18 protein-coding genes are annotated in these 21727 nt (G+C 73.2%); 8 read left to right on the plus strand and 10 right to left on the minus strand.

Going from position 1 to position 21727, the window contains the following annotated elements:
* The first annotated feature begins 201 nt into the window (after positions 1-201).
* A complete protein-coding gene (locus tag BLW85_RS05720; protein ID WP_074991175.1) occupies positions 202-459 on the plus strand; it encodes a GlsB/YeaQ/YmgE family stress response membrane protein in 258 nt (85 codons plus the stop codon).
* Positions 460-466: 7 nt separating this feature from the next.
* Here the strand turns inward: BLW85_RS05720 and BLW85_RS05725 are convergent, their stop codons facing one another.
* The 4 genes from BLW85_RS05725 to BLW85_RS05740 all read right to left on the minus strand — a co-directional run bounded on the left by BLW85_RS05725 (position 467) and on the right by BLW85_RS05740 (position 3449).
* Positions 467-1252, minus strand: a complete 786-nt coding sequence (locus BLW85_RS05725) for a GNAT family N-acetyltransferase (protein ID WP_070026635.1) — start codon at positions 1250-1252, stop codon at positions 467-469.
* Between the two features lie 49 nt (positions 1253-1301).
* The gene (locus BLW85_RS05730; RefSeq protein WP_074991178.1) at positions 1302-2156 is read right to left on the minus strand and encodes a GNAT family N-acetyltransferase; all 855 of its coding nucleotides are present in this window, start codon (positions 2154-2156) and stop codon (positions 1302-1304) included.
* Complete coding sequence (locus tag BLW85_RS05735) at positions 2153-2674, minus strand: hypothetical protein (protein WP_074991180.1); 522 nt, start codon at positions 2672-2674, stop codon at positions 2153-2155. Before BLW85_RS05735 ends, BLW85_RS05730 begins: the two co-directional genes overlap by 4 nt.
* 130 nt (positions 2675-2804) lie before the next feature.
* Positions 2805-3449 carry a chaplin gene (locus tag BLW85_RS05740; protein WP_074991183.1) on the minus strand — a complete coding sequence of 215 codons (645 nt, stop codon included), beginning with the start codon at positions 3447-3449 and terminating at the stop codon, positions 2805-2807.
* A gap of 308 nt (positions 3450-3757) precedes the next feature.
* Here BLW85_RS05740 and BLW85_RS05745 point away from each other — a divergent pair, with 308 nt between their 5' ends.
* Both BLW85_RS05745 and BLW85_RS05750 read left to right on the plus strand, forming a co-directional pair.
* Entirely contained in the window at positions 3758-5374 is a 1617-nt protein-coding gene (locus tag BLW85_RS05745; RefSeq protein WP_074991186.1) for an alpha/beta hydrolase, read from the plus strand.
* An 80-nt stretch (positions 5375-5454) separates the two neighbouring features.
* Complete coding sequence (locus BLW85_RS05750; protein ID WP_074991189.1) at positions 5455-5985, plus strand: DUF4232 domain-containing protein; 531 nt, start codon at positions 5455-5457, stop codon at positions 5983-5985.
* Here BLW85_RS05750 and asnB read toward each other — a convergent pair.
* A complete protein-coding gene (gene asnB / locus BLW85_RS05755; protein WP_074991191.1) occupies positions 5972-7813 on the minus strand; it encodes an asparagine synthase (glutamine-hydrolyzing) in 1842 nt (613 codons plus the stop codon). The two genes, BLW85_RS05750 and asnB, sit on opposite strands and share 14 nt — an antisense overlap.
* 415 nt (positions 7814-8228) lie before the next feature.
* On the opposite strand from asnB, the gene BLW85_RS05760 reads away from it, so the two are divergent.
* Both BLW85_RS05760 and BLW85_RS05765 read left to right on the plus strand, forming a co-directional pair.
* On the plus strand, positions 8229-9323 hold the full coding sequence (locus tag BLW85_RS05760) for a baeRF3 domain-containing protein (RefSeq protein ID WP_074991194.1): 1095 nt from the start codon (positions 8229-8231) through the stop codon (positions 9321-9323).
* A gap of 78 nt (positions 9324-9401) precedes the next feature.
* Positions 9402-10427: a Gfo/Idh/MocA family protein gene (locus BLW85_RS05765; RefSeq protein WP_074991196.1), complete on the plus strand. Its 1026-nt coding sequence runs from the start codon at positions 9402-9404 to the stop codon at positions 10425-10427.
* Here BLW85_RS05765 and BLW85_RS05770 read toward each other — a convergent pair.
* Positions 10417-12441 carry a phosphocholine-specific phospholipase C gene (locus BLW85_RS05770; protein ID WP_074991198.1) on the minus strand — a complete coding sequence of 675 codons (2025 nt, stop codon included), beginning with the start codon at positions 12439-12441 and terminating at the stop codon, positions 10417-10419. The two genes, BLW85_RS05765 and BLW85_RS05770, sit on opposite strands and share 11 nt — an antisense overlap.
* Before the next feature lie 151 nt (positions 12442-12592).
* Positions 12593-13006 carry an SsgA family sporulation/cell division regulator gene (locus BLW85_RS05775; RefSeq protein ID WP_074991201.1) on the minus strand — a complete coding sequence of 138 codons (414 nt, stop codon included), beginning with the start codon at positions 13004-13006 and terminating at the stop codon, positions 12593-12595.
* A gap of 349 nt (positions 13007-13355) precedes the next feature.
* Here BLW85_RS05775 and BLW85_RS05780 point away from each other — a divergent pair, with 349 nt between their 5' ends.
* Positions 13356-14783 carry a PP2C family protein-serine/threonine phosphatase gene (locus BLW85_RS05780; protein ID WP_074991203.1) on the plus strand — a complete coding sequence of 476 codons (1428 nt, stop codon included), beginning with the start codon at positions 13356-13358 and terminating at the stop codon, positions 14781-14783.
* A gap of 86 nt (positions 14784-14869) precedes the next feature.
* Here the strand turns inward: BLW85_RS05780 and BLW85_RS05785 are convergent, their stop codons facing one another.
* Positions 14870-16363 carry a DNA-binding protein NsdB gene (locus BLW85_RS05785; RefSeq protein ID WP_070026624.1) on the minus strand — a complete coding sequence of 498 codons (1494 nt, stop codon included), beginning with the start codon at positions 16361-16363 and terminating at the stop codon, positions 14870-14872.
* Positions 16364-16610: 247 nt separating this feature from the next.
* Here BLW85_RS05785 and BLW85_RS05790 point away from each other — a divergent pair, with 247 nt between their 5' ends.
* Both BLW85_RS05790 and BLW85_RS05795 read left to right on the plus strand, forming a co-directional pair.
* Entirely contained in the window at positions 16611-17756 is a 1146-nt protein-coding gene (locus BLW85_RS05790; RefSeq protein WP_074991206.1) for an aminoglycoside phosphotransferase family protein, read from the plus strand.
* Between the two features lie 266 nt (positions 17757-18022).
* Positions 18023-19993: an N-acetylmuramoyl-L-alanine amidase gene (locus BLW85_RS05795; RefSeq protein WP_074991208.1), complete on the plus strand. Its 1971-nt coding sequence runs from the start codon at positions 18023-18025 to the stop codon at positions 19991-19993.
* A gap of 11 nt (positions 19994-20004) precedes the next feature.
* Here BLW85_RS05795 and BLW85_RS05800 read toward each other — a convergent pair whose 3' ends face one another.
* Positions 20005-20502, minus strand: a complete 498-nt coding sequence (locus tag BLW85_RS05800) for a glycosyltransferase family protein (protein ID WP_070026621.1) — start codon at positions 20500-20502, stop codon at positions 20005-20007.
* A 177-nt stretch (positions 20503-20679) separates the two neighbouring features.
* Positions 20680-21579, minus strand: coding sequence for a universal stress protein (locus tag BLW85_RS05805; protein ID WP_074991210.1), 900 nt, complete (start codon positions 21577-21579; stop codon positions 20680-20682).
* Positions 21580-21727: the final 148 nt, after the last annotated feature.

Consider the following 21727-nt stretch of genomic DNA (forward strand, 5'->3'; position numbering starts at 1 on the left):
GGGGTGTGGGGAAGAGGAGTTGCGGCGCCAAATCTGCGCGCGTAGAACCGGCTTGAGGGTTCTACACGCGTCGACGGCTTGAAAGGTACATGGCATGAAGCGCCGGTGAACAGAAAGTCCGGGCAATAAACCGGACCGGACTGTCCGTGCCAGCTGCGGGCACCTTCACCAGGTAGGGGTATGCCGTGCGGAGGGGTGGAGATGGAGATATCAGGCCTCATCAGCGCCATTGTCATCGGTCTGGTCATCGGTGTGCTGGGCCGGCTCGTCGTGCCGGGGCGGCAGCACATCGGGATCCTGTGGACCGTCGTCGTCGGCATCGTCGCCGCGCTGGTCGGCTCGGCGATCGCCGCGGGGATCGGGGTCGCGGACACCAAGGGGCCGGACTGGATCGAGTGGCTCATCCAGATCGCCCTGGCGGCGGTGGGGGTGAGCGCACTCGACCGGGCGCGCCGCTGACCGCCGTTCAGCGGCCGGGCTGTTCGTACAGGTACGGGGTCGTGGTGGTGAGCGGGAGGAAACCGAGGCGTTCCAGGATCGGACGGCTCATGGGCGAGGCGTCGACCTGGAGGTAGCGGCGGCCGTGGGCGGCGGCGACGCGGGCGCGATGGGCGACGAGGGCGCGGTACAGGCCCCGCCCCCGCCACGCCTCGACGGTGCCGCCGCCCCACAGCCCGGCGAACGGGGTGCGGGGGACGAGTTCCAGCCGGGCGGCGCCGACGGGTTCCTCGCCGGCCAGCGCGACGACGGCGACCACCGTGCCCGGATCAGCCGCCAGCCGGTCGAGCAGGCGCCGGCGCAGACCGGTGCCGTCGGTGCCGAAGGCCCGCTCGTGCACGGTCACGGCGAGGTCGGCCCCGGCCGCGTCGGTGGCCTCCACCAGCCGTACCCCGTCGGGGAGCCGGGCGTCCAGGTCGAGCCGTTCGATCTCGCCGATCATCAGCGTCTCGGCGGGCTCGGCCCGGAACCCGGCCGCGACCAGCCGGGCGCCGAGGTCCTGGGGCCGGTCGTGGCCGTGCAGTTTCCACTCGAAGTCATGGCCGAGGGCGGTGAAGCAGGCGATCTGCTCCCGGATCGCCTCGTCCGCGCCCCCTTCGTCGAGGGCGGACCAGAGCACACCGTTCCAGCCGTGCGCGTCCGCGATCTGCCGCACCACCTTCCCGGCCCGCTCGACGCGGGCGCCGGGACCGTCGGGTGCGGCGTGCTCACGCAGGTCGCGGTCGTACCGGGCCAGGATCTCGTCTCTCTCCATGGCGGCACACTCGACCACGCGGGAGCGGGCACGGCAACGCAATTGCGGTTCAGCCCAGTTCGAGGGTGGTCACGCCGAACACCCGTTCCTGGGCGTGAGGGCGGACCGGGCCGGTGTACATGCGGGCCGTCTCGAAGGAGGGGGCGAGGCCGGCCGCCTCGGCGAGGGCGATGCCGTCGGCGTTGGGCTCGGGGACGTCGACGGCGAGTTCCCGGCCCGCGGCCTCGGCGGTCAGCGCGGTGAACAGGGCGCGGGCGTCCTCGGTGGTGTCGGCGAGGAGCGGGCCGACGCGCAGGGCGTCGTGGCCGGGGCGGAGGACCGCGTAGCCGGTGAGGCGGCCGTCGTCGTGGCGGACGAAGGCGCGGTGGCCGGGGGTGGTGAGCCACTCGGCGAGGAAGCGGGGCCGGTCGGCGGGGTGACAGGCGGCGTCGTAGGCGGTGATCGCGGCCAGGTCGCCGGGGGTGGCCGGGCGGACGCCGGCGGGCACGGCGGCCTCGGGGGCGGTGCCGGTGAACCGGATGGTGCGGTAGGCGAGCCGGAAGCCGGACTGGCGGTAGTTGTCCTGCTGGGCGACGACTCCGTCCAGGCCCACGGTGCGGTTCCCGGCGTGGGCCAGGGCGGTCTTCCAGGTGGTGAGGCCGTGGCCGTGGCCGCGCAGGTCGGGGCGGACGAGATAGCAGCCGAGGAAGGCGTAGTCGGCGCCGTAGTTGACGACGGAGATGGCCGAGACCGGCTCCCCGTCGATCCGGCCGAGGAAGAAGCCCTCGGTGTCCTGGGCGAAGAAGGCGGGCCCGTCGGACAGCCCGGGGTTCCAGCCCTCCGCCGCCGCCCACCCGCTGATCACCGGCCAGTCGGCGAGGCCGGCCTGGGTGACGACGAGGTCCTGGGGGGCGGAAGAGGTCATCGGTGCGCTCCGTTCCGTCGGGGCTGACTGCCGTGGTCGGTACGGCCCTCGACCGGGCCGTTCGGAGCATCCTCCCGGATCGACGCCGCACACGCCACGACAGGATCAGCCGACAACGCACGCCACAGGGGGCGGGACGTGGCGAGGACGAACAGCGCGAAGAGGGTGATCGGGAGCAGCCCCACGGGCCGCAGCAGCCGCGTCCAGTCGGCGTTCAGCCAGGACCAGTTGACGAACCAGTTGGCGAACGCGTCCGCCGCCACCACCGCACCGGCGGACGGGACGCCCGCCCGGCGGGCACCCAGTACCAGGACGGCGACCAGCGGATCGAGGACGACCAGCGCGACGAAGAACACCTGGAGCACGAGCGGGAAGGAGGAGTAGGCGTGCGGGCCGCGCCGGGCCAGGTCGGCGGCGTGCCAGCCGGTGCCCTCCAGGAATCCGGCGGCGTGGACGAGGAGGAGTACGCGAGCCCAGGGGGGCAGCGCTCGCCACCGCCGTCGTATGCCGTCCGTCACCTGGTCACTCTACTTCCCCCGCGCTGCGGGGAGTTCGGTGTCGCCGCGAGGCTCCACCGGGCCGGCGTCCTGGTCGGGAGATGGACGGTGGGGGCCCGGTGGCCGGTGGAGGCCTGGGACGGGGTGGGGATCAGCGGCCGCGGGCCGGACGGCAGCGGCGGTAGAGGATCGTGCCCGTGAGCAGGAGCGCCGCACTGGCGGCCGCCGCGGGGGCGGTCAGGTCGGCGCCGGTGTGGGCCAGCGTGCCGGCCACCGGCTCCGGTGCGGGACGCGGGGTATGCGGGGCCGGGTGGTGCCGGACGGGGGCCGGCGGCTCGGGCGTGGGCGTGACCGGGTGCCGCGGGGTCTCGCCGCCGCCGTTCACGGAGGTGTTGCCCATGGCCGGGTTGAGCAGTCCCACCACGTTGACGCTGTTGCCGCTGATGTTGACCGGCAGGTCGACGGGCAGCTGGACGCCGTTTCCGGAGATCACCCCAGGGGAGTGCGCGGCGGTGCCGTGGGCCGTGGCCCCGCCGGAGGTGCTCGATCCGCCCCGGGCGCCGCCCGCGTTGTTCGCGCAGGTGTTGCCCGCGGTCGGGTTGAGCAGTCCCACGACGTCGACCGTGTTGCCGCACACGTTCACCGGGACGTCCACCGGCAGCTGGATGCCGTTGCCGGAGATCAGTCCGGGCGAGCCGGCCGCGACTCCGTCGGCGCTCGCGCCGTCGGCCGCGAACGCGGCGGACGCCGGCCACGCCAGGGCCATCGCGCCGGAGGCGGCGACGGCGGCGATCACACCGTTTCGGGTAGCCCGTCTCATTGGTTCCCTGCCTTCCAGACATGTTCGCGGGTACTCACCCGCACCACGTAAAACGCAGACGAACCGGCCTAGTTATGGCTCATCGGTCTTTCACCCCATCGAGTGGCATGACCGTCGAACTGCTGGTAAAGCCGATCAATGATCAACAAAAAGGGGCCGACGGCGCGGGAGCATACGGCACCGCACGGCGTTCCGCCCGTCCGGAGGCGGGCCGCCCGGGGCCCACTTATGGTGAGCGAAAGGGCGCCGTCCCGGTCCGCTGCGGGCGCCCCGGGAGGCTATCGATGCTGGCCAAGCTGTGCTCACGGTACGCCGTGCGGCGCTGTGCGGGTACCGGAGTCCTCGCCCTGGCGCTGCTCGGCTCCGCCCTGCCCGCGACCGCGGCGCCCGCCGCACCGCGGGGCCCCGACCTCACCCGGTTCTACCGGCAGCAGGTGGCCTGGGGCGCCTGCGCGGGCCCGGAGATGCCGAGGGACCTCCAGTGCGGAAAGGTGACGGTCCCGCTCGACTACGCCAGGCCGGAGGTCGGCACGCTCGACATCGCGCTGGCCCGCTACCGCGCCACGGGCGCCTCGCACCATTCCGTGGTGCTGAACTTCGGCGGCCCCGGAGGCGCGGGCATCGACGAACTGGCGTACGACGGCAGGCAGTTCATGGATCTGACCAACGGCTACGACGTGGTCACCTTCGACCCCCGCGGCGTCGGCCGCTCCTCCCCCGTCAGCTGTGGCGACGACGACCAGGCGGCGGGCGTCGCCGGGGACGCCGACCTCGCGCATCCCCAGGCGCTGCTGCGGCAGTTGCGGCGCGCCGCCGCCGCGTGCGCCCGCAGTTCCGGTGCGGTGCTGCCGTACATAGGGACGGTGAACGCCTCCCGGGACCTGGACGTCATCCGGCAGGCCCTCGGCGAGAAGAAGCTGAACTATCTGGGCTTCTCCTACGGGACGCGGCTGGGCGCGGTCTACGCCGCCCAGTTCCCGCACCAGGTCGGCCGGATGGCCCTGGACGGCGTGGACACCCTGACCGAGTCGCTCGCGGAGCAGGGGATCGCGGGCGCGCAGGGGCAGCAGGCGGCGCTGGACGACTTCCTGGACTGGTGTGCGGGGAACGCCGGCTGTCCGTTCGGGCAGGACCGGCGCGCGGCCGGCGACGAGGTGGTCCGGCTGGTGCGCTCGCTGGACCGGCGCCCGGTCACCACGGAGGGCGGCGAGCCGTTCTCCGGCCAGGACCTGGTGGCCGCCCTGGTACAGGGCCTGTACAGCAGGACCTCGTGGCCGATGCTGGAGCGGGCGCTGACCTCGGTGACGCGGGACGGCGATCCCCGGGGCATCCTGGCCTTCGCCACCCCCGGCGCGGGCCTGACGAGGAGCGCGGGCCGCGGCAGTCCGCCGTCCGCCGGCGGTCTGGCCGACCCCGAGGACGTGCCGCCCGACAATCTGCGAGCCGCGCTGATGGCGATCAACTGCGCGGACGACCCCGACCGGCCCGGTGCCGCGCGGATCGCCGGGGACCTCAGGCGGCTCGGCGCCGCCTACGACGAGGCGTCCCCGGTCTTCGGCCGCTACCGGCTCACCCAGCTGCTGATGTGCTACGGCCGTCCCAAGGGCACCGACTTCATCCGCGACCGGGTGAAGGACGTGGACACGGCGCGGATGCTGCTCGTGGGCACCCGCGGAGACCCGGCGACGCCGTACCCGTGGACGGTGGAGACCGCCCGGCGGCTCGGCCCGTCGGCCGTGGTGCTCGACAACAAGGGCGACGGCCACACCGGATACGGCTCCTCGGTGTGCGTGCACCGCAGGGTCGACGACTTCCTGCTCTACGGCTCCCTGCCCGCGAACGGCAGTTCGTGCCCCGCGAACGGGAAGGAGTGGAGCGCCATCCCGGGCCGTACCGGCTGAACCGTACCGACCGAACGCACCGACCCATGACGGACGCGGCCGCCGCCCGGCGACCGTGACCGCGACGGAGGGACACCATCATGCGCATCCGCGCCGCCATCGCTGTACCCGCCGCCTCGGCCGCCGCGGCGGCCCTGCTGCTGACCGCGCCGCCGGCCCACGCGGCCACCGGGAGCCCGCAGCCGCCGCCCTGCGTCCAGGGCGCGCTGAAGCTGCGGGCGAGCACCGTGCCGGGCCGGCCGACCGTGGTGCGCGTCAGCGCCACCAACACCAGCGGGCACGCCTGTGCGATCGACCGGGTGCCGCTGGTGACCTTCGGCGGCCTGGACGGGGCGGCGCTGCCGCTGCCGGCCGGCGGCACGGGGCGGCTGCGGCTGGCGGCGGGCGAGAGCGTGCACGCCGATGTGCGCACCATCGTGCGCACGTCCGATCCGCAGGCCCGCGGGGCGCGGTCGGTCACCGTCGGCGACTGGGCGGGCCGCTGGGGCCGTGTCTTCGCCCCGGCCCGGCTCGGCACCGGCCCCCAGGTGTCGGTCTGGGAGCCGGTGACGACGTGGTGGCAGCCCTCGTCGGCGGCCGCGGACCGGGTGCTCGGGCTCAGCCGAGGATGAGTTCCGGCTGGTAGATGTCCAGCCACTGCGCGAGGTCCAGGGTCCGTTCCAGGCCGCGCCGGGCGGCCTGGCTGCTGACCGGGGCCTCGCGTCCGGCGGCCCTCTTCAGCCGGTCCCGGTCCACCAGGTCGAAGATCCGGTGGGAGGGCCGGGCGAGCAGGTCCTTGGCCTGGTCCTGGAGGGCGCGCGCGTACTGCGGGTCCTGGGTGGACGGGTAGGGGCTCTTGACCCGGTCGTACACCGACTGCGGCAGGACGTCCTTGCTGGCCTCGCGCAGCAGGCTCTTCTCCCGGCCGTCGAAGGACTTCAGGGCCCACGGGGTGTTGAACACGTACTCGACCAGGCGGTGGTCGCAGAACGGCACCCGGACCTCCAGGCCGGTGCGCATGCTCATCCGGTCCTTGCGGTCGAGGAGTATGCGCACGAAGCGGGTCAGGTGCAGGTGGCAGATCTGCCGCATGCGGAACTCGAAGTCGCTCTCGCCCGCGAGCCGTTCGATGCCGGCGATGGCCGTGCGGTAGCCGTCGGCTATGTATCCCTCCAGGTCCAGGGACTTGCCCACGTCGGTGCGGAGCATGTCGGAGTCGTCGCCGAAGTGCCGGCCGAAGCGCACCAGCCAGGGGAAGGTGTCGGCGCGGCGGGCGTCCTCGTCGAAGAACTGGAGGTAGCCGCCGAAGACCTCGTCGGCGGACTCGCCGGACAGGGCCACCGTGGACTTCTGCCGGATGGCGCGGAACAGGAGCAGCAGCGAGGCGTCCATGTCGCCGAAGCCGGCCGGCAGGTCGCGGGCGCGGATGACCTGCTCGCGCACGGCGGGGTCGGCGAGGGCCTGCGCGTCGAGCACGATGTCCTGGTGGTCGGTGCCGGCGAGTCGGGCCACGTCGTGCACGAAGGGGGTGTCCGGGGTGCCGCGCAGTTCGTCGGCGACGAAGTTCTCGGCCTGGCCGACGAAGTCGACGGCGAAGCTGCGCACCTTCTCGCCCTGGTCGGCCAGTTGCCGGGCGGCGAGCGCGGTCATCGCGGACGAGTCGAGGCCGCCGGAGAGCAGGGTGCAGCGGGGCACGTCGGCGACGAGTTGGCGGCGCACGATGTCGTCGAGGAGGGTGCGCACGGTGGCGATGGTGGTGTCCCGGTCGTCCTCGTGCGGGCGGGTCTCCAGGCGCCAGTAGACGCGGGTGGACAGTCCGGAGCGGTCGACGGTGACGACCGTGCCGGGCTCCACCTCGCGCATCCCGTCCCAGACGGCGTGCCCCGGGGTCTTGATCAGCACGAGCAGTTCGCGCAGGCCGTCGAGGGTCACGCGGGGGCGGACCAGCGGGTTGGCGAGGATCGCCTTGGGCTCGGAGCCGAACAGCACGCCGTCGGGGGTCCGGTAGTAGTAGAACGGCTTGATGCCCATGCGGTCGCGGATCATGACGAGCTTGTCGCGGCGGCCGTCCCAGATGGCGAACGCGTACATGCCGTTGAGGCGTTCGGCGAGCGCGTCGCCCCACTCCACGTAGGCGTGCAGCACCACCTCGGTGTCGGAGTCGGTGGTGAACCGGTGGCCGCGGTCCGTCAGTTCGCGGCGCAGCTCGGTGAAGTTGTAGGTCTCCCCGGAGTAGACCAGCGCGACGGTGCCCTCGGGCGTGTCGAGGGACATCGGCTGGCGGCCGCCGGGAAGGTCGATGATGGCGAGCCGGCGGTGCCCCAGGGCGGCGGGGCCCTCGGCCCAGACGCCGCGGTCGTCCGGGCCGCGGCAGGCCATCGTCTCGGTCATCGCATCCAATGTGGTGGCCTCGGCGGTCAGGTCACGGTCGAAGGAGACCCACCCGGTGATGCCGCACATGCGCTACCTCCTGCCTCCGGACGGCCTCCGGTACCCCGCTCACCTGTGCTTTCGCGGTGGCCGGGGGTCGGCCGGCGAACCAGTTGTATCGAGCACCTATATAACGAGCGTCCGTCACCGGACGCCGCCGGTCAACGTCGCCGTAACACGGCCGGAACCTCCCGGCCGATGATTTCGGCCGCTTTTTGCCTCCGCGAAATGCCAGAACGGCCATACTGTCGCCGCGCAGCCGACAGGAACCGGCCACAGGCAAAAAGTTCCCCAAACGTACGTTCGCTCATGGCTTCGCAGTCAGAAACCATCCCGGCACCTCCACGGTCCGGCCACCGCGCGCCGCCGACGACCGCGGACGGTGGCACCAGAAGTCCCGAATACCCCGAATGCCGTACATGTGAATCAGCCCTATGGTGCTGTCATGGAGCACGCACTGAGTCCCGCAACCCTTGCCGAACTGCGGCGCCCGCGGCCCTATCCGGCGGTGTCCGTGCTGACCCCGACGCATCGCCGGGGCGCCGGGAGCGACCAGGATCCGGTCCGGCTGCGCAATGTGGTGGCCGAGGCCAGGAAGCGCCTGGAGGCCGATCCGTCCGTGACCCGCGAGCGGCGCGCGGACGTCGACGCCCAGCTCGACCGGGCGCTCGCCGAGGTGGATCTCACCCATGCCGAGGACGGCCTGGTGATCTTCGCGGCGCCGGGTGAGCACCAGGTCTGGTCGCTGGCCCGCAGCGTCCCCGAGCGCGTGGTGCTCGCGGACACCTTCCTCACCCGCAATCTGGTCGCCGCCCAGGTGTCCGAGCGGCCGTTCTGGGTGCTGTCGGTCTCGGCCGACCGGGTCACCCTGTGGAGCGGCGGCGTGGACCGGGTGGTGGAGGACCACGCCGGGGGCTTCCCGCTGATCCGCAACCGGGAGAACTTCGACGCCGAGCGGCAGGAACGCATCGGCGATCTGCCGAGCACCTTCCGCGACGAGGGCACCCGCCAGTTCCTGCGCGAGGTGGACACCGCGATGGCCGCGGTCCTGCGCGAGCAGCCGCGTCGCCTCTACGTCACCGGGGAACGGGCGGCACTCTCCTTCCTGGACGAGGTGGGCAGCGTCGCGAAGGACGCCGTGCACGTGGCGCACGGCGGGCTCGCCCACTCCGGTCCGGACGCCGTGTGGCAGGCCATCCGTCCGGTGCTGGAGGAGGAGGCCGCGAAGGACACCGACAGCGTGGTCCGGGAGCTGACCTCCGCGCGCGGTCACCGCACCTTCGCGGCCGGTCTGGACGAGCTGTGGCAGAGCGCCCGGGAGGGCCGGGTGCGGCTGCTCGCCGTGGAGGAGGGCTTCCGCGTGGTGGCCCGCGACGACGGCGACCACCTGGTGCCGGCCGAGCCCGGCGACCTGGACGCCCGCGACGACATCGTGGACGAGATCGTGGAGCAGTGCCTGGAGACCGGCGCCGAGGTCCGCTTCGTGCCCGACGGCACGCTGGGCGAGGCGGACGGGATCGCGGGGGTGCTGCGGTTCTGACCCTTGGGCCGGGGCTTGAGAGCGCGCTCCCCCCTCGACGTACGCTACGCGTGATCGTCGAGGCGAGGGAGCGCGCGCATGGGTGAGCCGCTGGGTGTGGCGGTGCTGGGGGCCGGGCACATGGGGGCCGATCACATACGGCGCCTGGACCGGGTGGTCAGCGGCGCCCGGGTCGCGGCCGTCGCCGACCCCGACGCCGAGCGGGCCGCGGCGGCGGTGGCGGGGCTCGCCGGCGTCACCGTGCACACCGATCCCGAGGCCGCCCTCGACGCGCCCGGCGTGGACGCCGTGCTGATCGCCTCCCCCGGCCCCGCCCACGAGACCGCGCTGCTCGTCGCGTTCGCGCGGAACCTGCCCGTGCTGTGCGAGAAGCCCATGGTGCCGGACTCGGCCGGCGCGCTGCGGGTCGTGGAGGCGGAGGCCCGGCTCGGGCGGCGACTGGCGCAGATCGGGTTCATGCGCCGCTACGACGCCGAGTACCGGCGGCTGAAGGCGCTGCTGGACGGGGGCACGCTCGGCCGCCCGCTGATGCTGCACTGCGTCCACCGCAACGTGTCCTCGCCGCCCGGCTTCACCAGCGCCCAGCTGATCAACAGCTCCGTCTCGCACGAGATCGACGCGGCCCGCTGGCTGCTCGGCGAGGAACTGACCGCGGTGACCGTGCGCCGCCCGGTGTCCTCCGCGGGCGCGCCCGCGGGACTGGTCGATCCGCAGTTCGTGCTCTTCGAGACCGAGCGGGGCGCCCTGGTCGACGTCGAGGTCTTCGTCAACTGCGGCTTCGGCTACCAGGTGCGCTGCGAGGCGGTGTGCGAGGCGGGCTCCGCGCGGATCGGCGAGGACCACTCCATGCTGGTCACCACGGCCGCGAGCGCCCGCCGGGAGGTGGCGCGGGACTATCTCGTGCGCTTCGCCGACGCCTACGACCGCGAGGTGCAGGACTGGGTCGACGCCACCCGGGCCGGACGGGTCACCGGGCCCGGCGCCTGGGACGGCTACGCCGCCTCCGTCGTCGCGGAGGCGGGGGTCCGGGCGCTGGAGGGCGGTGACCGGGTGGCCGTCGAACTCGCCCCGCGCCCGGACCTGTACGCCGAGGTCAGCCGCTGACGCTGGGGGCGCCGGTCTCCAGGTGGCCGGTGAACCGGCGCGACCAGGTCGTGTCCGAGTCGACGGTCACCGTGAAGTCGTACCAGCCGTCGGTGTACGCGACGGCGTTGAAGAAGTCCTCCGCGAAGGCTCCGGCGGCCACGGTGTAGGTCCAGGGACCGTCGCCGCGGTAGTGGCCCGACGTGATGGTGAAGGTCACCGGCGCGCTGCCGGAGTTGGCCATCCGGAAGTAGACGGCGAGCTTCCCGGTGCCCGGCTCGACCGCGTAACGGGTGCTCACCTCGGCGGACTTGCCCGCCTTGGTGGCGTCGCCCCGGAAGCGGCGCAGGAATCGGTTGGGGCCGACCATGGTCAGGTCGTACTTGCCGTCGCCGTAGCCGGAGCCGATGTTGAAGTAGTCGGAGGCGGTGCCGCCCGCGTCGACCGTGTACTGCCAGGGCGTGGTGTCGCGGTAGGCGTTGGGGTGGATGGAGAAGTGGGCCGCCCGGGTGGCGGGCGCGCCCTGGTTGGTCATCACGAACCAGGCCAGGATCTTGCCGCCCGAGCCGAACTCCAGCCGGTCCAGGTACCCGCCCGGCTGGTACGGCAGCGCCCGGGCCGGCCGGGTGCCGGGTTCCTGGGCGGGCAGGGCGTTGTCCGTGGGCACCGGGTTGGGCAGCGAGGTGCAGTTGCCGATGCCGATGACGCTGGTCGCGGGCAGGGACACCGGGCCGTTCACCGGGTGGGCGAAGTCGAACACGCCGGTGAGGTCGCCGCTCACCTTGCGCCGCCAGTCGCTGATGTTGGGGCAGGTGGCGGGCGTGCCGAGGGCTGCCGTCCAGGTCTCCAGGAAGCGCAGCACCGAGGTGTGCTCGAAGACCTCCGAGGAGACCCAGCCGCCGCGTGTCCAGGGCGATATGACGATCATCGGGACACGGAAGCCGAGGCCGTACGGTACTCCGTTCAGGAACTCGCCGGCCGTGCCGGCGGGCGGGGACGGCGGGGGCACGTGGTCGAAGTAGCCGTCGTTCTCGTCGTAGTTGAGGAACAGTACGGTGGAGTCGAAGACCTCCTCGTCGGCGGCGAGGGCCTGGTAGACGAGGTTGACGAAGTGGGCGCCGTCGCCGGGCGGGGCGTAGGGGTGCTCGGAGAAGGCCTGGTTGGCCACCACCCAGGAGACCTGCGGCAGGGTGCCCGCCAGCACGTCGGCCTTGATGGCGGCGGCGATGTCGTCCGGGGTGGAGCCGGTCGCCTTCGGCACGGAGGACATCCCCCGGTCGTACAGCGGGTCGCCCGGCTTGGCGCTCGCGAACCTGCTGAAGTACGCGCAGCCGTTGTCGCCGTAGTTGTCGGCGGCGTTCTGGTAGACCTTCCAGCTCACGCCGGCGGCCTGGAGCGACTCCGCGTAGGTCTGCCAGGTCAGACCGGACTCGTCGCCGCCGTCGTTGCTGGAGGAGTCGACCTTGCCGCTCCACAGGTAGGTGCGGTTGGGGCCGGTGGCGCTCAGCGTGGAGCAGAAGTAGGCGTCGCAGATGGTGTAGTTGTCGGCGAGCGCGTAGTGGAACGGGATGTCCGAGCGGTCCAGGTAGCCGAGCGAGCGGACGTTGCCGACGCCCGCGACCCAGTTGTCCAGGCGGCCCTTGTTCCACGCGGAGTGCTGCGAGGACCAGGAGTGCGGCAGGTCGCCGTTGCACTGGGCGAGGGTCTCGCCGTCCTTGCCGCCCGCCGACGGGGTGGAGCTGAGCTTCCACGGGTACTGGCGGCTCAGCAGGTTCGGCTGGTTGAAGACCGAGTAGCCGCCGGAGAGGGTGATGCCGCTGCGGTCGCCGAAGCCGCGTACGCCCTTCAGCCGGCCGAAGTAGTGGTCGAAACTGCGGTTCTCCTGCATGAGGATCACCACGTGCTTGACGTCCTTGATCGTGCCGGTCGCCGTGGTGGCGGCCGCCGCGGCCGGGCGTGTGGTGGCGCCCAGCGCCACCCCCGCCGCCACGGAAGCGCCCAGCCCCACGAATCCCCTTCGGCTGATCGGTGTCATTCGCCCGCCCTCGGTCACGGGAGTGCCCCAGCGGCACACCGCGGGCCAGGGTGCCCGTGCCGGCCGGCAGCGTCCATACCCGTGCGGTGAGGTGAAGGTGAACAATGTTCAAAGATGCCGCCCGGTCGCGCGGGGCTCCCGGGGAAGCCGCTCACACCCCGCCGAACAGGGCCGTCAGTCCCCGTTCCACCACCGCCGCCATGTCCTCCTGTCCCGCCGCCACCACCCCGTAGCTGCGCACCAGGAAGCGGCGCAGGGTCGTGGTGGGGAACTGGAGCAGGGCGAGACCGTAGGGCGAATGGAACTCCAGTACGGTCCGGGTGCGGCCGTACGGCCAGATCTGGACGTCACCGCGCCCGGCCGGACTGCGCAGCCCCTGGTCCAGCAGGGACCGCGCGAAGGTCCAGCTGACGTCCTCGCCGTCCAGGGCGGCCTCCGCCGGGAAGTCCACGAAGACGGCGAGGGGATCGCGCGCGATGTAGCGCAGGGTGGCCGTGACGGGGATCTCCCGGTCCTCCGCGGTGATCAGCCGGGCGAGCGCGGGTAGTTCGATGGTGGTCTCCATGCCTTTAAGGAGTCCGCCGGGGCCTCTCGCATGCCGCCAAATCCGGTCAGAGTTCGATGGGTACAGGCCGGACCCGGTCATCGGGGAGCACGGCGCCGTCGAACAAACGGTTGACTGCGCTTCCGGAGGGCTGACCTGTACGTCAACTCCCGTATTTTTCCTACGGCTTGGCGGCTTCACCGGCGCGTCGGCGCCGTGCGGGGACCGTCGGGGGAAGACTCTGGCATATGCCGGAAGCACCACCGTATCGTGTGTTGCCAAATCCCTTACGGGGCGTCGCGCACTGTGCGACAGTCGTTGCGGTCCCCGTCCCGCAGGCCTTGCCGTCCCCCTCTTCTCGGAGTGCGAAATGCCGTCACCGGTCTCCGCGGACCGCCCAGCCGCCCAGCCGCCCGGGCGCGACCCGGTCGAGGCGCTGATCAGGCAGGCGCGGCGGCTCAAGGGCGAGGTGGACGCGGTGCGGCGGGACGCCCGCGCCGACGGCCCGGACCCCGAGGAGCGCTGGCAGCGCGCCCTGTACGACCTCGCGCTCCACCAACTGGACGACGTGGACGCCCACTTGGCGCAGCTGCGGGACGGCCCCGCTCCCCTGCCCCCGGCCCCCGCGCCGGCCCCGAGCCCGGCGCCGGCCGCCCGTACCCCGCGCGGCTCGCTGCTCAGCCGGGTCGGCAGCGCGGAGTGGAACCTGCTGACGGACGAGGCGACCTGGTCCGCCGAGTTGTACCGCATCCTCGGCCTCGACCCCGAGCTGCCCGCCCTCACCCTGGACGAACTGCCCTCGCTGGTCCTGGAGGAGGACCGCGCCAAACTGACCGCGATGGTCACGGGCTGTCTGATCGACGGCAGGCCGATCGACGGCGAGTTCCGGGTGCGCCGGCCCGACGCCTCCGTGCGGACCGTGCACATGATGGGCGAGCCGGTGCTCGGCCCCGACGGCGGCACCGCCTCGATGTGGGCCGTGCTGCGGGACGTCAGCGCCCTGCGCCGCAGCCAGCGGGCCGTGCGCGAGACCCGGGACTCGCTGCGGCAGCACCGGCACCGGGAGCGGACCGAACAGCGGGTCGCGGCCGAGTTGCAGGAGGCCGTGGTGCCGCCCTGGCGCGGTTCCCTGCGGCCCCCGCACCAGGGCCCGGCCTCCCTGGACCTCGCCGCCCACCGGCTGTCCTCGGACGGCGGCAATCCGATCGGCGGCGACTGGTACGACGCGCTGGAGCTGGCCGACGGCGAGACGCTGCTCAGCGTCGGCGACCTCACCGGGCACGGGGTGGCCGTCGCCTCCGGCATGGCGACCCTGCTCGGCGCCGTGCGGGGCATGGCGATGACCGGCACCCAGCCCGGTCAACTCCTCGCACTGCTCAACCAGTTGCTCGACGCCACGGTGCAGCCCGCCCTGGGCAGCGCCGTCTGCTGCCGCTACCGGCCCGCCACCCGGACGCTGGTCTGGGGACAGGCGGGACACCCCGCCCCGCTGCTGTACCGCGACGGGACGGGGCGCGCGCTCGGCGCACCGCAGGGCGTGCTGCTCGGCGCCACCAGGGGTGCCGCCTACGAACAGGCCGAGGTGACCCTCGTACCCGGCGACCTGCTCCTGCTGCACACCGAGGGGCTGGTGCCCGGGCAGGACAGGGTGGCGGCCGCGGACCGGCTGCTGGGCCTCGCCCCCCGGTTCGGCGCGGCGCGCACGGCACAGGACTGTGTGCGGGCGCTGGTCGAGGAGTTCGGCGGGGCCGGACGCGAGGAGGACGCGTGTGTGCTCGTCGCCCGGGTCACGGCGTGAGCCGACACCTTGTCGGCCGGGTGAGCCGGCCCTGAGGGCGCACGGGCGTACGGTCCGTTCCCCGGCGCGCCGGACACGGCGCGCCCCTATGCCTGGGCGCGGTTCTGGCTCTTCGCCCTCGGCTTGGGCAGGGCCAGCCTGATCTCCTCCCGCAGTTCGTGGATCTTCGGGTAGCCCGCGTACTCCGCGGTGAGCCGGTACATCTGACGCAACCGGTCCCAGGTGCGGCGGGAGGAGTTCGCCCCCATCGACATCAGGGCGAGGCGCGCGTAGCGGTCGGCCTGCTCCGGGTCGTCGGCGATGAAGCAGGCCGAGGCCATGGAGAGGTGGTCGAAGATCTTCGAGCGCTCCCGGCCGTCGACGCGCAGCGCCAGGGCCTTGTCCGCGTAGTGCTGGGCGTGCACCGCCGCGTCCGGGTCGAACTCCGCCAGGGTGCGGTAGGCCAGGGCCTGCATGCCGTACAGGTCCTCGGCCTTGAAGATCTGCATCCAGTCCAGCGGCTCGCCGTCGCCCCGGTCGGCGACGAACATGTCCTCCGCCTGTCCGAGGGTGCGGCGCATCGCCTGGCCCTTGCCCATGGACGCCTGTGCCCAGGCCTCGATGGTGTGGAACATCGCCTTGGTGCGCGGCTGGAGGCGGTCGCCCGCGCCGGACTGGGCGAGCTTCATCAGGTCCAGCGCGTCGTCCGGCCGGCCCAGGTGGACCATCTGGCGGGCCGCGCGGGACAGCGCCTCGCCGGCGCGCGGCCGGTCACCGCCCTCCCGGGCGGCGTGCGCCGCGATGACGAAGTACTTCTGGGCGGTGGGCTCCAGGCCGACGTCGTGCGACATCCAGCCCGCGAGGACCGCGAGATTGGCGGCGACGCCCCACAGGCGCCGCTGGAGGTGAGGGGGATGGCGGTAGGCGAGCATGCCGCCCACCTCGTTGAGCTGGCCCACCACCGCCTTGCGCTGGAGGCCGCCGCCGCGGGCCGCGTCCCAGGCGCGGAACACCTCGACGGAGCGCTCCAGTTCCTCGATCTCCTGAGACCCGATGGGGGCGGCCTCGTAGCGGTCGAATCCGGCGGGGTCGGGGTGCAGGGGGTCGTCGAGGGCAGGGGCGTCGGCCCTGAGGACCGGGTCGGTGTGCAGCCAGTCGTGCATGGCGCTGCTGAGTGTGGATCCCGCGGCGAGCGCGGCGCCCGCGCCCACCAAGCCGCGTCGGTTGAGCATGAGGTCCATTCCCGTGAATTCGGTGAGGACCGCGGCGGTCCGCTCGGGCGCCCACGGCACTCCGTCGGGATGTTCCTCGATCCCGTCGCCCTGCCGTTTCCCTGCCCGCCCGTGGCGCACCAGACCGAGGTCCTCGATGGTCACGACACGACCGAGACGCTCGGTGAACAGGGCGGCCAGCACCCGAGGCACGGGATCGCGCGGGATCTCTCCCTTGTCGATCCACCGCCGGACCCGGGAGGTGTCGGTCGCCAACTGGGGGTGGCCCATGGCCGCCGCCTGTTTGTTGACCAGCCTCGCGAGTTCGCCCTTGGACCAGCCGGCCAGGCCGAACAGGTCCGAAAGGCGGGTGTTGGGTCGTCCGCTCACGTCAAGCCCCCAGGTTCTCGGCTGAGTTGACAGTAGCCGGGTGAGGGTTGCCGGGCGACTATTCGCCAGGGTTCGCCAGGGTGCGCCAGATGGTGTGCCAGGGGCCATCGGGTGTCAGGTAGGAAAGCGCCACCCCGACCCGGTCCCCCCGGGGACATTCCCCAGGGTGTGCCCGGGAGTCCGGGCCGGGCTGGCGCAAGGACCCCACAGGCAGGCACCGCAGGCAACGAAGGGATCTGTATCTCCCATGTACGCGGCAACGTCCTCCGTGTCCGCCCCGCCCAGGCCGTTGCGCCCCCGCCCGGCGGGCGGCGGGCCGTATCTCGACCCGGCGGTGCGTCCGGGCGGCCCCGTGCTGGGCGCCCCCCGGCCGCGGCGGGTACCGGGCCAGCCCGGCGCGCAACCGCTGAGCGGGAGACTCGACTTGTCCGGCCCCCAGGGCGCCCCGTTGCGCGCGGCGATCGCCGCGGTGCAGCGGATCTGCCCGGAGTTCGCGCCGGTCCAGGTCCTGCGGCGCAGCGGCCGGTCCGTGCTCTTCGTCGGTACGACGGGACGCGCCACGGCCGTCGCCAAGTGCCTGCTGGACCACTCGCCCACATGGGCGGAGCGCAGCAGGCACGAAATAGCCGTATACCGCTCGTTCGTCCGGCACCGGCCTCCGGCCCGGGTGCCCCGGCTGATCGCGGCGGATCCGGACAACTGCACCCTGGTCATCGAACGGATGCCGGGCCGGGTGGCGGCGCTCCAGCGGCATCCGATGGAGGCGCCCCCGCGCGCGGACATCCGGGCGGCGCTCGGCGCGATCTGCCGGGTGAACGCCTGGCGGCCCCCGGCCGGCCTGTTCGACATGCCGCTGGACTACGCCGCGCGGATCTCGCGGGACCACGAGCTGGGCCTGCTCACCGACCGGGACCTCGGCGACCTGCAGAAGCTGCTGCACGGCATCGCGCACGAGGTGGGCCGCCAGGGCATGCTCCAGTTCTGCCACGGCGACGCGCTGCTGTCGAACATGCTGCTCTCCCCGGCCGGTCCGGTGCTGGTCGACTGGGAGCACGCGGGCTGGTACCTGCCGGGCTACGACCTGGCCACGCTGTGGCTGGTGCTCGGCCAGGCCCCGGCGGCCCGGCGGCAGATCAGCCAGATCGCCCAGTCGGCGGGCCCCGCCTCCCGGGACGCCTTCCTGGTGAACCTGATGCTGCTGCTGACCCGGGAGATCCGCCGGTACGAGACGGTCGTACAGCGTTCGATGCAGGACCCGGCCCCGGTGGCGCCGGGCCTCGCCCACCCGGGTGCCGTGCCGTCCGGCGAGGAGCAGCGGCTGCTGCTCAGGCGGCTGCACGACGACTGCCAGATGGCCCGCAAGGCGGTGCGTGCGGCGGTCGGCACCCGCTGACGGGGACGAAGGTCCGCGGTGCGCCAGGAGCGGCGCGCACCGCGGACCCTCCCGTTGTGCGGGTTCCGTCACCAGGCCCCTTATTGGTCTACTCCACTGACGCCCCGCAGGCCCGGCCACCATCGCGGCGAAACTCGCCGAAACCCTTCGTGACGTGGGAAATCTCGGCGGTGAAGGCATCATTGACGGATCGTCGGCGAGCCGATACCACTGACCCAGCTCGGCGCCGCACGCCCCGCCACGCCCGCCCGTCACAGGAGGCCGCATTGCGAGGTTCCGCCACTGACTCACCGTCCGCCCCCGGACACAGACATCTGCGCAGGGCCGCGGTACCGCTCGCCGCGGCCGCCCTGCTGCTGCCGCTCTTCGGCGCGGCCCCCGCCCAGAGCGCCCCGGACTCCGCCCCGGACCGGCTCCAGTCCGCGTTCGCCGCCGCGTCCACCGAGTACCACGTGCCGCAGAGCGTTCTGCTGGCCGTCTCCTACCTCCAGTCCCGCTGGGACTCGCACGGCGGCGCGCCCAGCGTCTCCGGCGGCTACGGCCCGATGCACCTCACCGACGCCCGGACCGCGATCGCCACCACCGAGCACTTCGCCGACGGCACCGAGGACGCCCGCGGCGACGACGCCCGTCCCGCCCTCGTCCCCCGGGCGACGGTGCCGGCCGACTCCGCGCTGCCGGCCCGGCTGAAGACGCTGCCCAGGGCGGCGGAGCTGACCGGCATCCCGGCCGCGCGGCTGCGCACCGACCCGGCGGCCAACGTGTCCGGCGGCGCCGCCCTGCTGGCCGCCGCGCAGCGGCAGCTGGGCGAGCCGCTCAGCGCCGACCCGGCCGACTGGTACGGCGCGGTCGCCCGCTTCTCCGGTGCCGACGACACGGCGACCGCGGCGGCGTACGCGAACGACGTGTACGACGTGCTGCGCAGCGGTGAGCGGCGCACCACGGACGCCGGCCAGCGGGTCTCCCTCACCGCCGAGCCCGCTCTCGCCCCGGACACCGCGCAGCTGGCGCGGACCGGTCTGCGCACGGCCGGGGACGACGGCGCCGAGTGCCCGAAGTCGGTGTCCTGCGAGTGGCTCCCGGCGGCGTACGCGCAGTTCGGCGACAACGACTACGGCAACCACGACCTCGGCGACCGGCCGGCGTCGCAGCGGATCAAGTACATCGTCATCCATGACACCGAGGGCGCCTGGGACGGGGTGCTGAACCTGATCCAGGACCCGACCTACGTGTCCTGGAACTACACCATCCGCTCCACCGACGGGCTGATCGCCCAGCACGTCAAGGCGAAGGACGTGGCCTGGCACGCCGGCAACTGGGACGTCAACGCCCGCTCGATCGGCATCGAGCACGAGGGCTTCCTCACCGACCCGGACGCCTGGTTCACGGAGGCGATGTACCGGTCCTCGGCGCGGCTGGTGAAGTACCTGTCCACGAGGTACGGCATCCCGCTGGACCGGCAGCACGTCCTGGGCCACGACAACGTGCCCGGCCCGACGGCGTCCAGCGTCCCGGGGATGCACACCGACCCGGGGCCGTACTGGGACTGGGCGCACTACTTCCAGCTGCTCGGCCACCCGTTCAAGAAGACCGCGGGCAAGCGGGGCGGGCTGGTGACGATCCGGCCCGACTACGCCGCCAACCAGCCGGTCTACACGGGCTGCGAGACGGCGGGCGAGCCCTGCGCGGCGCACGCGTCCAGCGAGGTGCGGCTGTACTCGGACCACGACGTCAACGCGCCGCTGATCAAGGACATCGGGCTCGGCAAGGCGCCGACCGCCGACGTCAACGACCTGTCCTCGCGGGTATCCACCGGCCAGCAGTACGCGGTCGCCGACCGCTGGGGGGACTGGACGGCCATCTGGTACCTCGGGCAGAAGGCCTGGTTCCAGAACCCGTCCAAGCATCCGGCGGCGGTACCCGCGAAGGGGCTGGTGATCACCCCGAAGGACGGGCTGACCAGCATTCCGGTGTACGGCCGCGCCTACCCGGAGAAGGCCGCCTATCCGGCGGGGGTGCCCGTCCAGTCGGTGGTGTCCCTGCCGTACACCATCCCGGCGGGACAGAAGTACGTGGTCGGTGACGAGATGCCGGGCGAGTACTTCTACGCGGTGACCTTCACGCCCGAGTCGCACCAGGTCGTGCAGGGCAAGGACCTGTACTACGAGATCCAGTACGGCCACCGGGTCGGCTTCGTGCGCGCGGCCGACGTGACGGTGGAGAACTCGGCCGGCTAGCCGCGGGGGCCTCAGCCCTGCTGGAAAAGCTCCGCCGGGAGCGGCTTCAGCAGGGCGTAGAGGTCGTCCGTGATGGGCCGGTCCCAGGCGGCGATGGTCACGAGGACGCCGTCGCTGCGGTCGAACTGCACACAGGAGATCCGGCTCTCGGAGAGCTTGAGGCGGCGCACGATGAGCAGGTTGTCGCCCTGGAGGACCGGGGTGTCCTCGGTGCCGACGACGGTGACCTCCTCGTCGTTCTCCAGCGCCAGCAGCAGCTGGCCCACCTCGAAGGGGATCTCCCCCTCGGCGACCTCGCGGGCCGGGGAGCCCTCCGGCAGATTGCCGATGATCATCGCGGGGCCGCGCCCGCCGAAGAGGTCGTAGCGCAGGAAGACACCCTGGCAGGTGCCGTCGGGCGCGGGCAGCAGCCCCGCACCGAGATTGCCCGGCCAGTCGCCCGGGTCCATGGCCAGCACGTCGAAGTCGGGCCCGGCGGGAGTGGCACTGCGGCGGCGGAGGAACGACATGCGGCCATGGTACGTGCCCGGACCGGGGCGGGTGACCTGTGGGCGCCCGGAGGGGGGGTGGGGTGCGACGGTACCGGCCGGGCGGCAAGGGGCGGCCGGTGGAGGCGTGTACGTGCCCCCGCGGCCCTCGCCGCCGCGACGCCCCGGGACCCCGGCCGCAAGCCGGCGCCGTTCCGGTCAGGCGCCCTCGGGGGCCGGCGGCAGTACCGCGACCGGGCTCGCCGCGTGGAGCAGGACTGCCTGGGTGACGGAGCCCATCATCCGGGCCGGGGCCAGCAGACGGCGGCGGTGGCGGCCGACGACGACCAGGTCGGCGTCGCGGGAGGCGGCGACGAGGCTGCCGGCCGCGTCGCCGGGGACGGCCTCGGCGTCGGCGCGGACGCTCGGGTGGCGTTCGCGGTGCGGGGCGAGGAAACCCTCGGCCAGGGTCCAGGTCTCGTTCTCGATGGCGTCCTGGTCGGGCATGGGCGGCACCAGCTGGCCCGGCGCGGACCACGTCTGGAGGGGCCAGGGGTAGGCGGCGAGCACCTGGAGGCGGGCACCGCGCAGGGACGCCTCGGCGAAGGCGAAGGCGAGCGTCGCGTCGTCGGGGCTGTCGACGTTCAGGCCGACGACCACCCGGGGTCCGGGCTCGGCCGGGCCCTCGCCGTGCACCTCCCGGCCGGGCCGGGGTACGACGATCACTGGGCACTGCGCGTCCCGTGCGGCGGCGAGGCTGTTGGAGCCGAGCAGCAGGCTGGCGAAGCCGCCGCGCCCTCGGGAGCCGAGCACCAGCAGCTGTGCCTCGGTGCCGAGTTCGGGCAGCACCGCGCCGGGCGCGCCCTCCAGGGCGAGGTACTCCACGGCCTCGGGTGCCCGGTCGCCGAGTTTCGCGCGGGCCTCGTCGAGGACGGGGTCGGTCTCCTCCTCGGGCGGCCCGGCCACCAGGACGTCGGTCTGGCCCCAGGCGGCGTACTGGCGCACATGGACCACCCGCAGCGGTGCCGCGCGGCGCCGGGCGGCGTCGGCGGCCCACTCCAGGGCGCGCAGGCTGTCCTCGGAACCGTCGACCGCGGCGATGACCGGCTCAGTGCTCATGCTTCCTCACCTCCGGAATGCGACCCTCCCCTTGCTGGGACCAGCCTCTCAGGCGGCGGCCCCGGCGGGGCACTGCGGATCGCGTGTCCGGGCACGCGGTGTGACCGCGGGTCGGGTGCGACGGCCCGCGCGCCCCGTGGTCCGGCCT

Origin of the sequence: Streptomyces misionensis, assembly GCF_900104815.1 — a bacterium.
Taxonomy (GTDB): domain Bacteria; phylum Actinomycetota; class Actinomycetes; order Streptomycetales; family Streptomycetaceae; genus Streptomyces; species Streptomyces misionensis.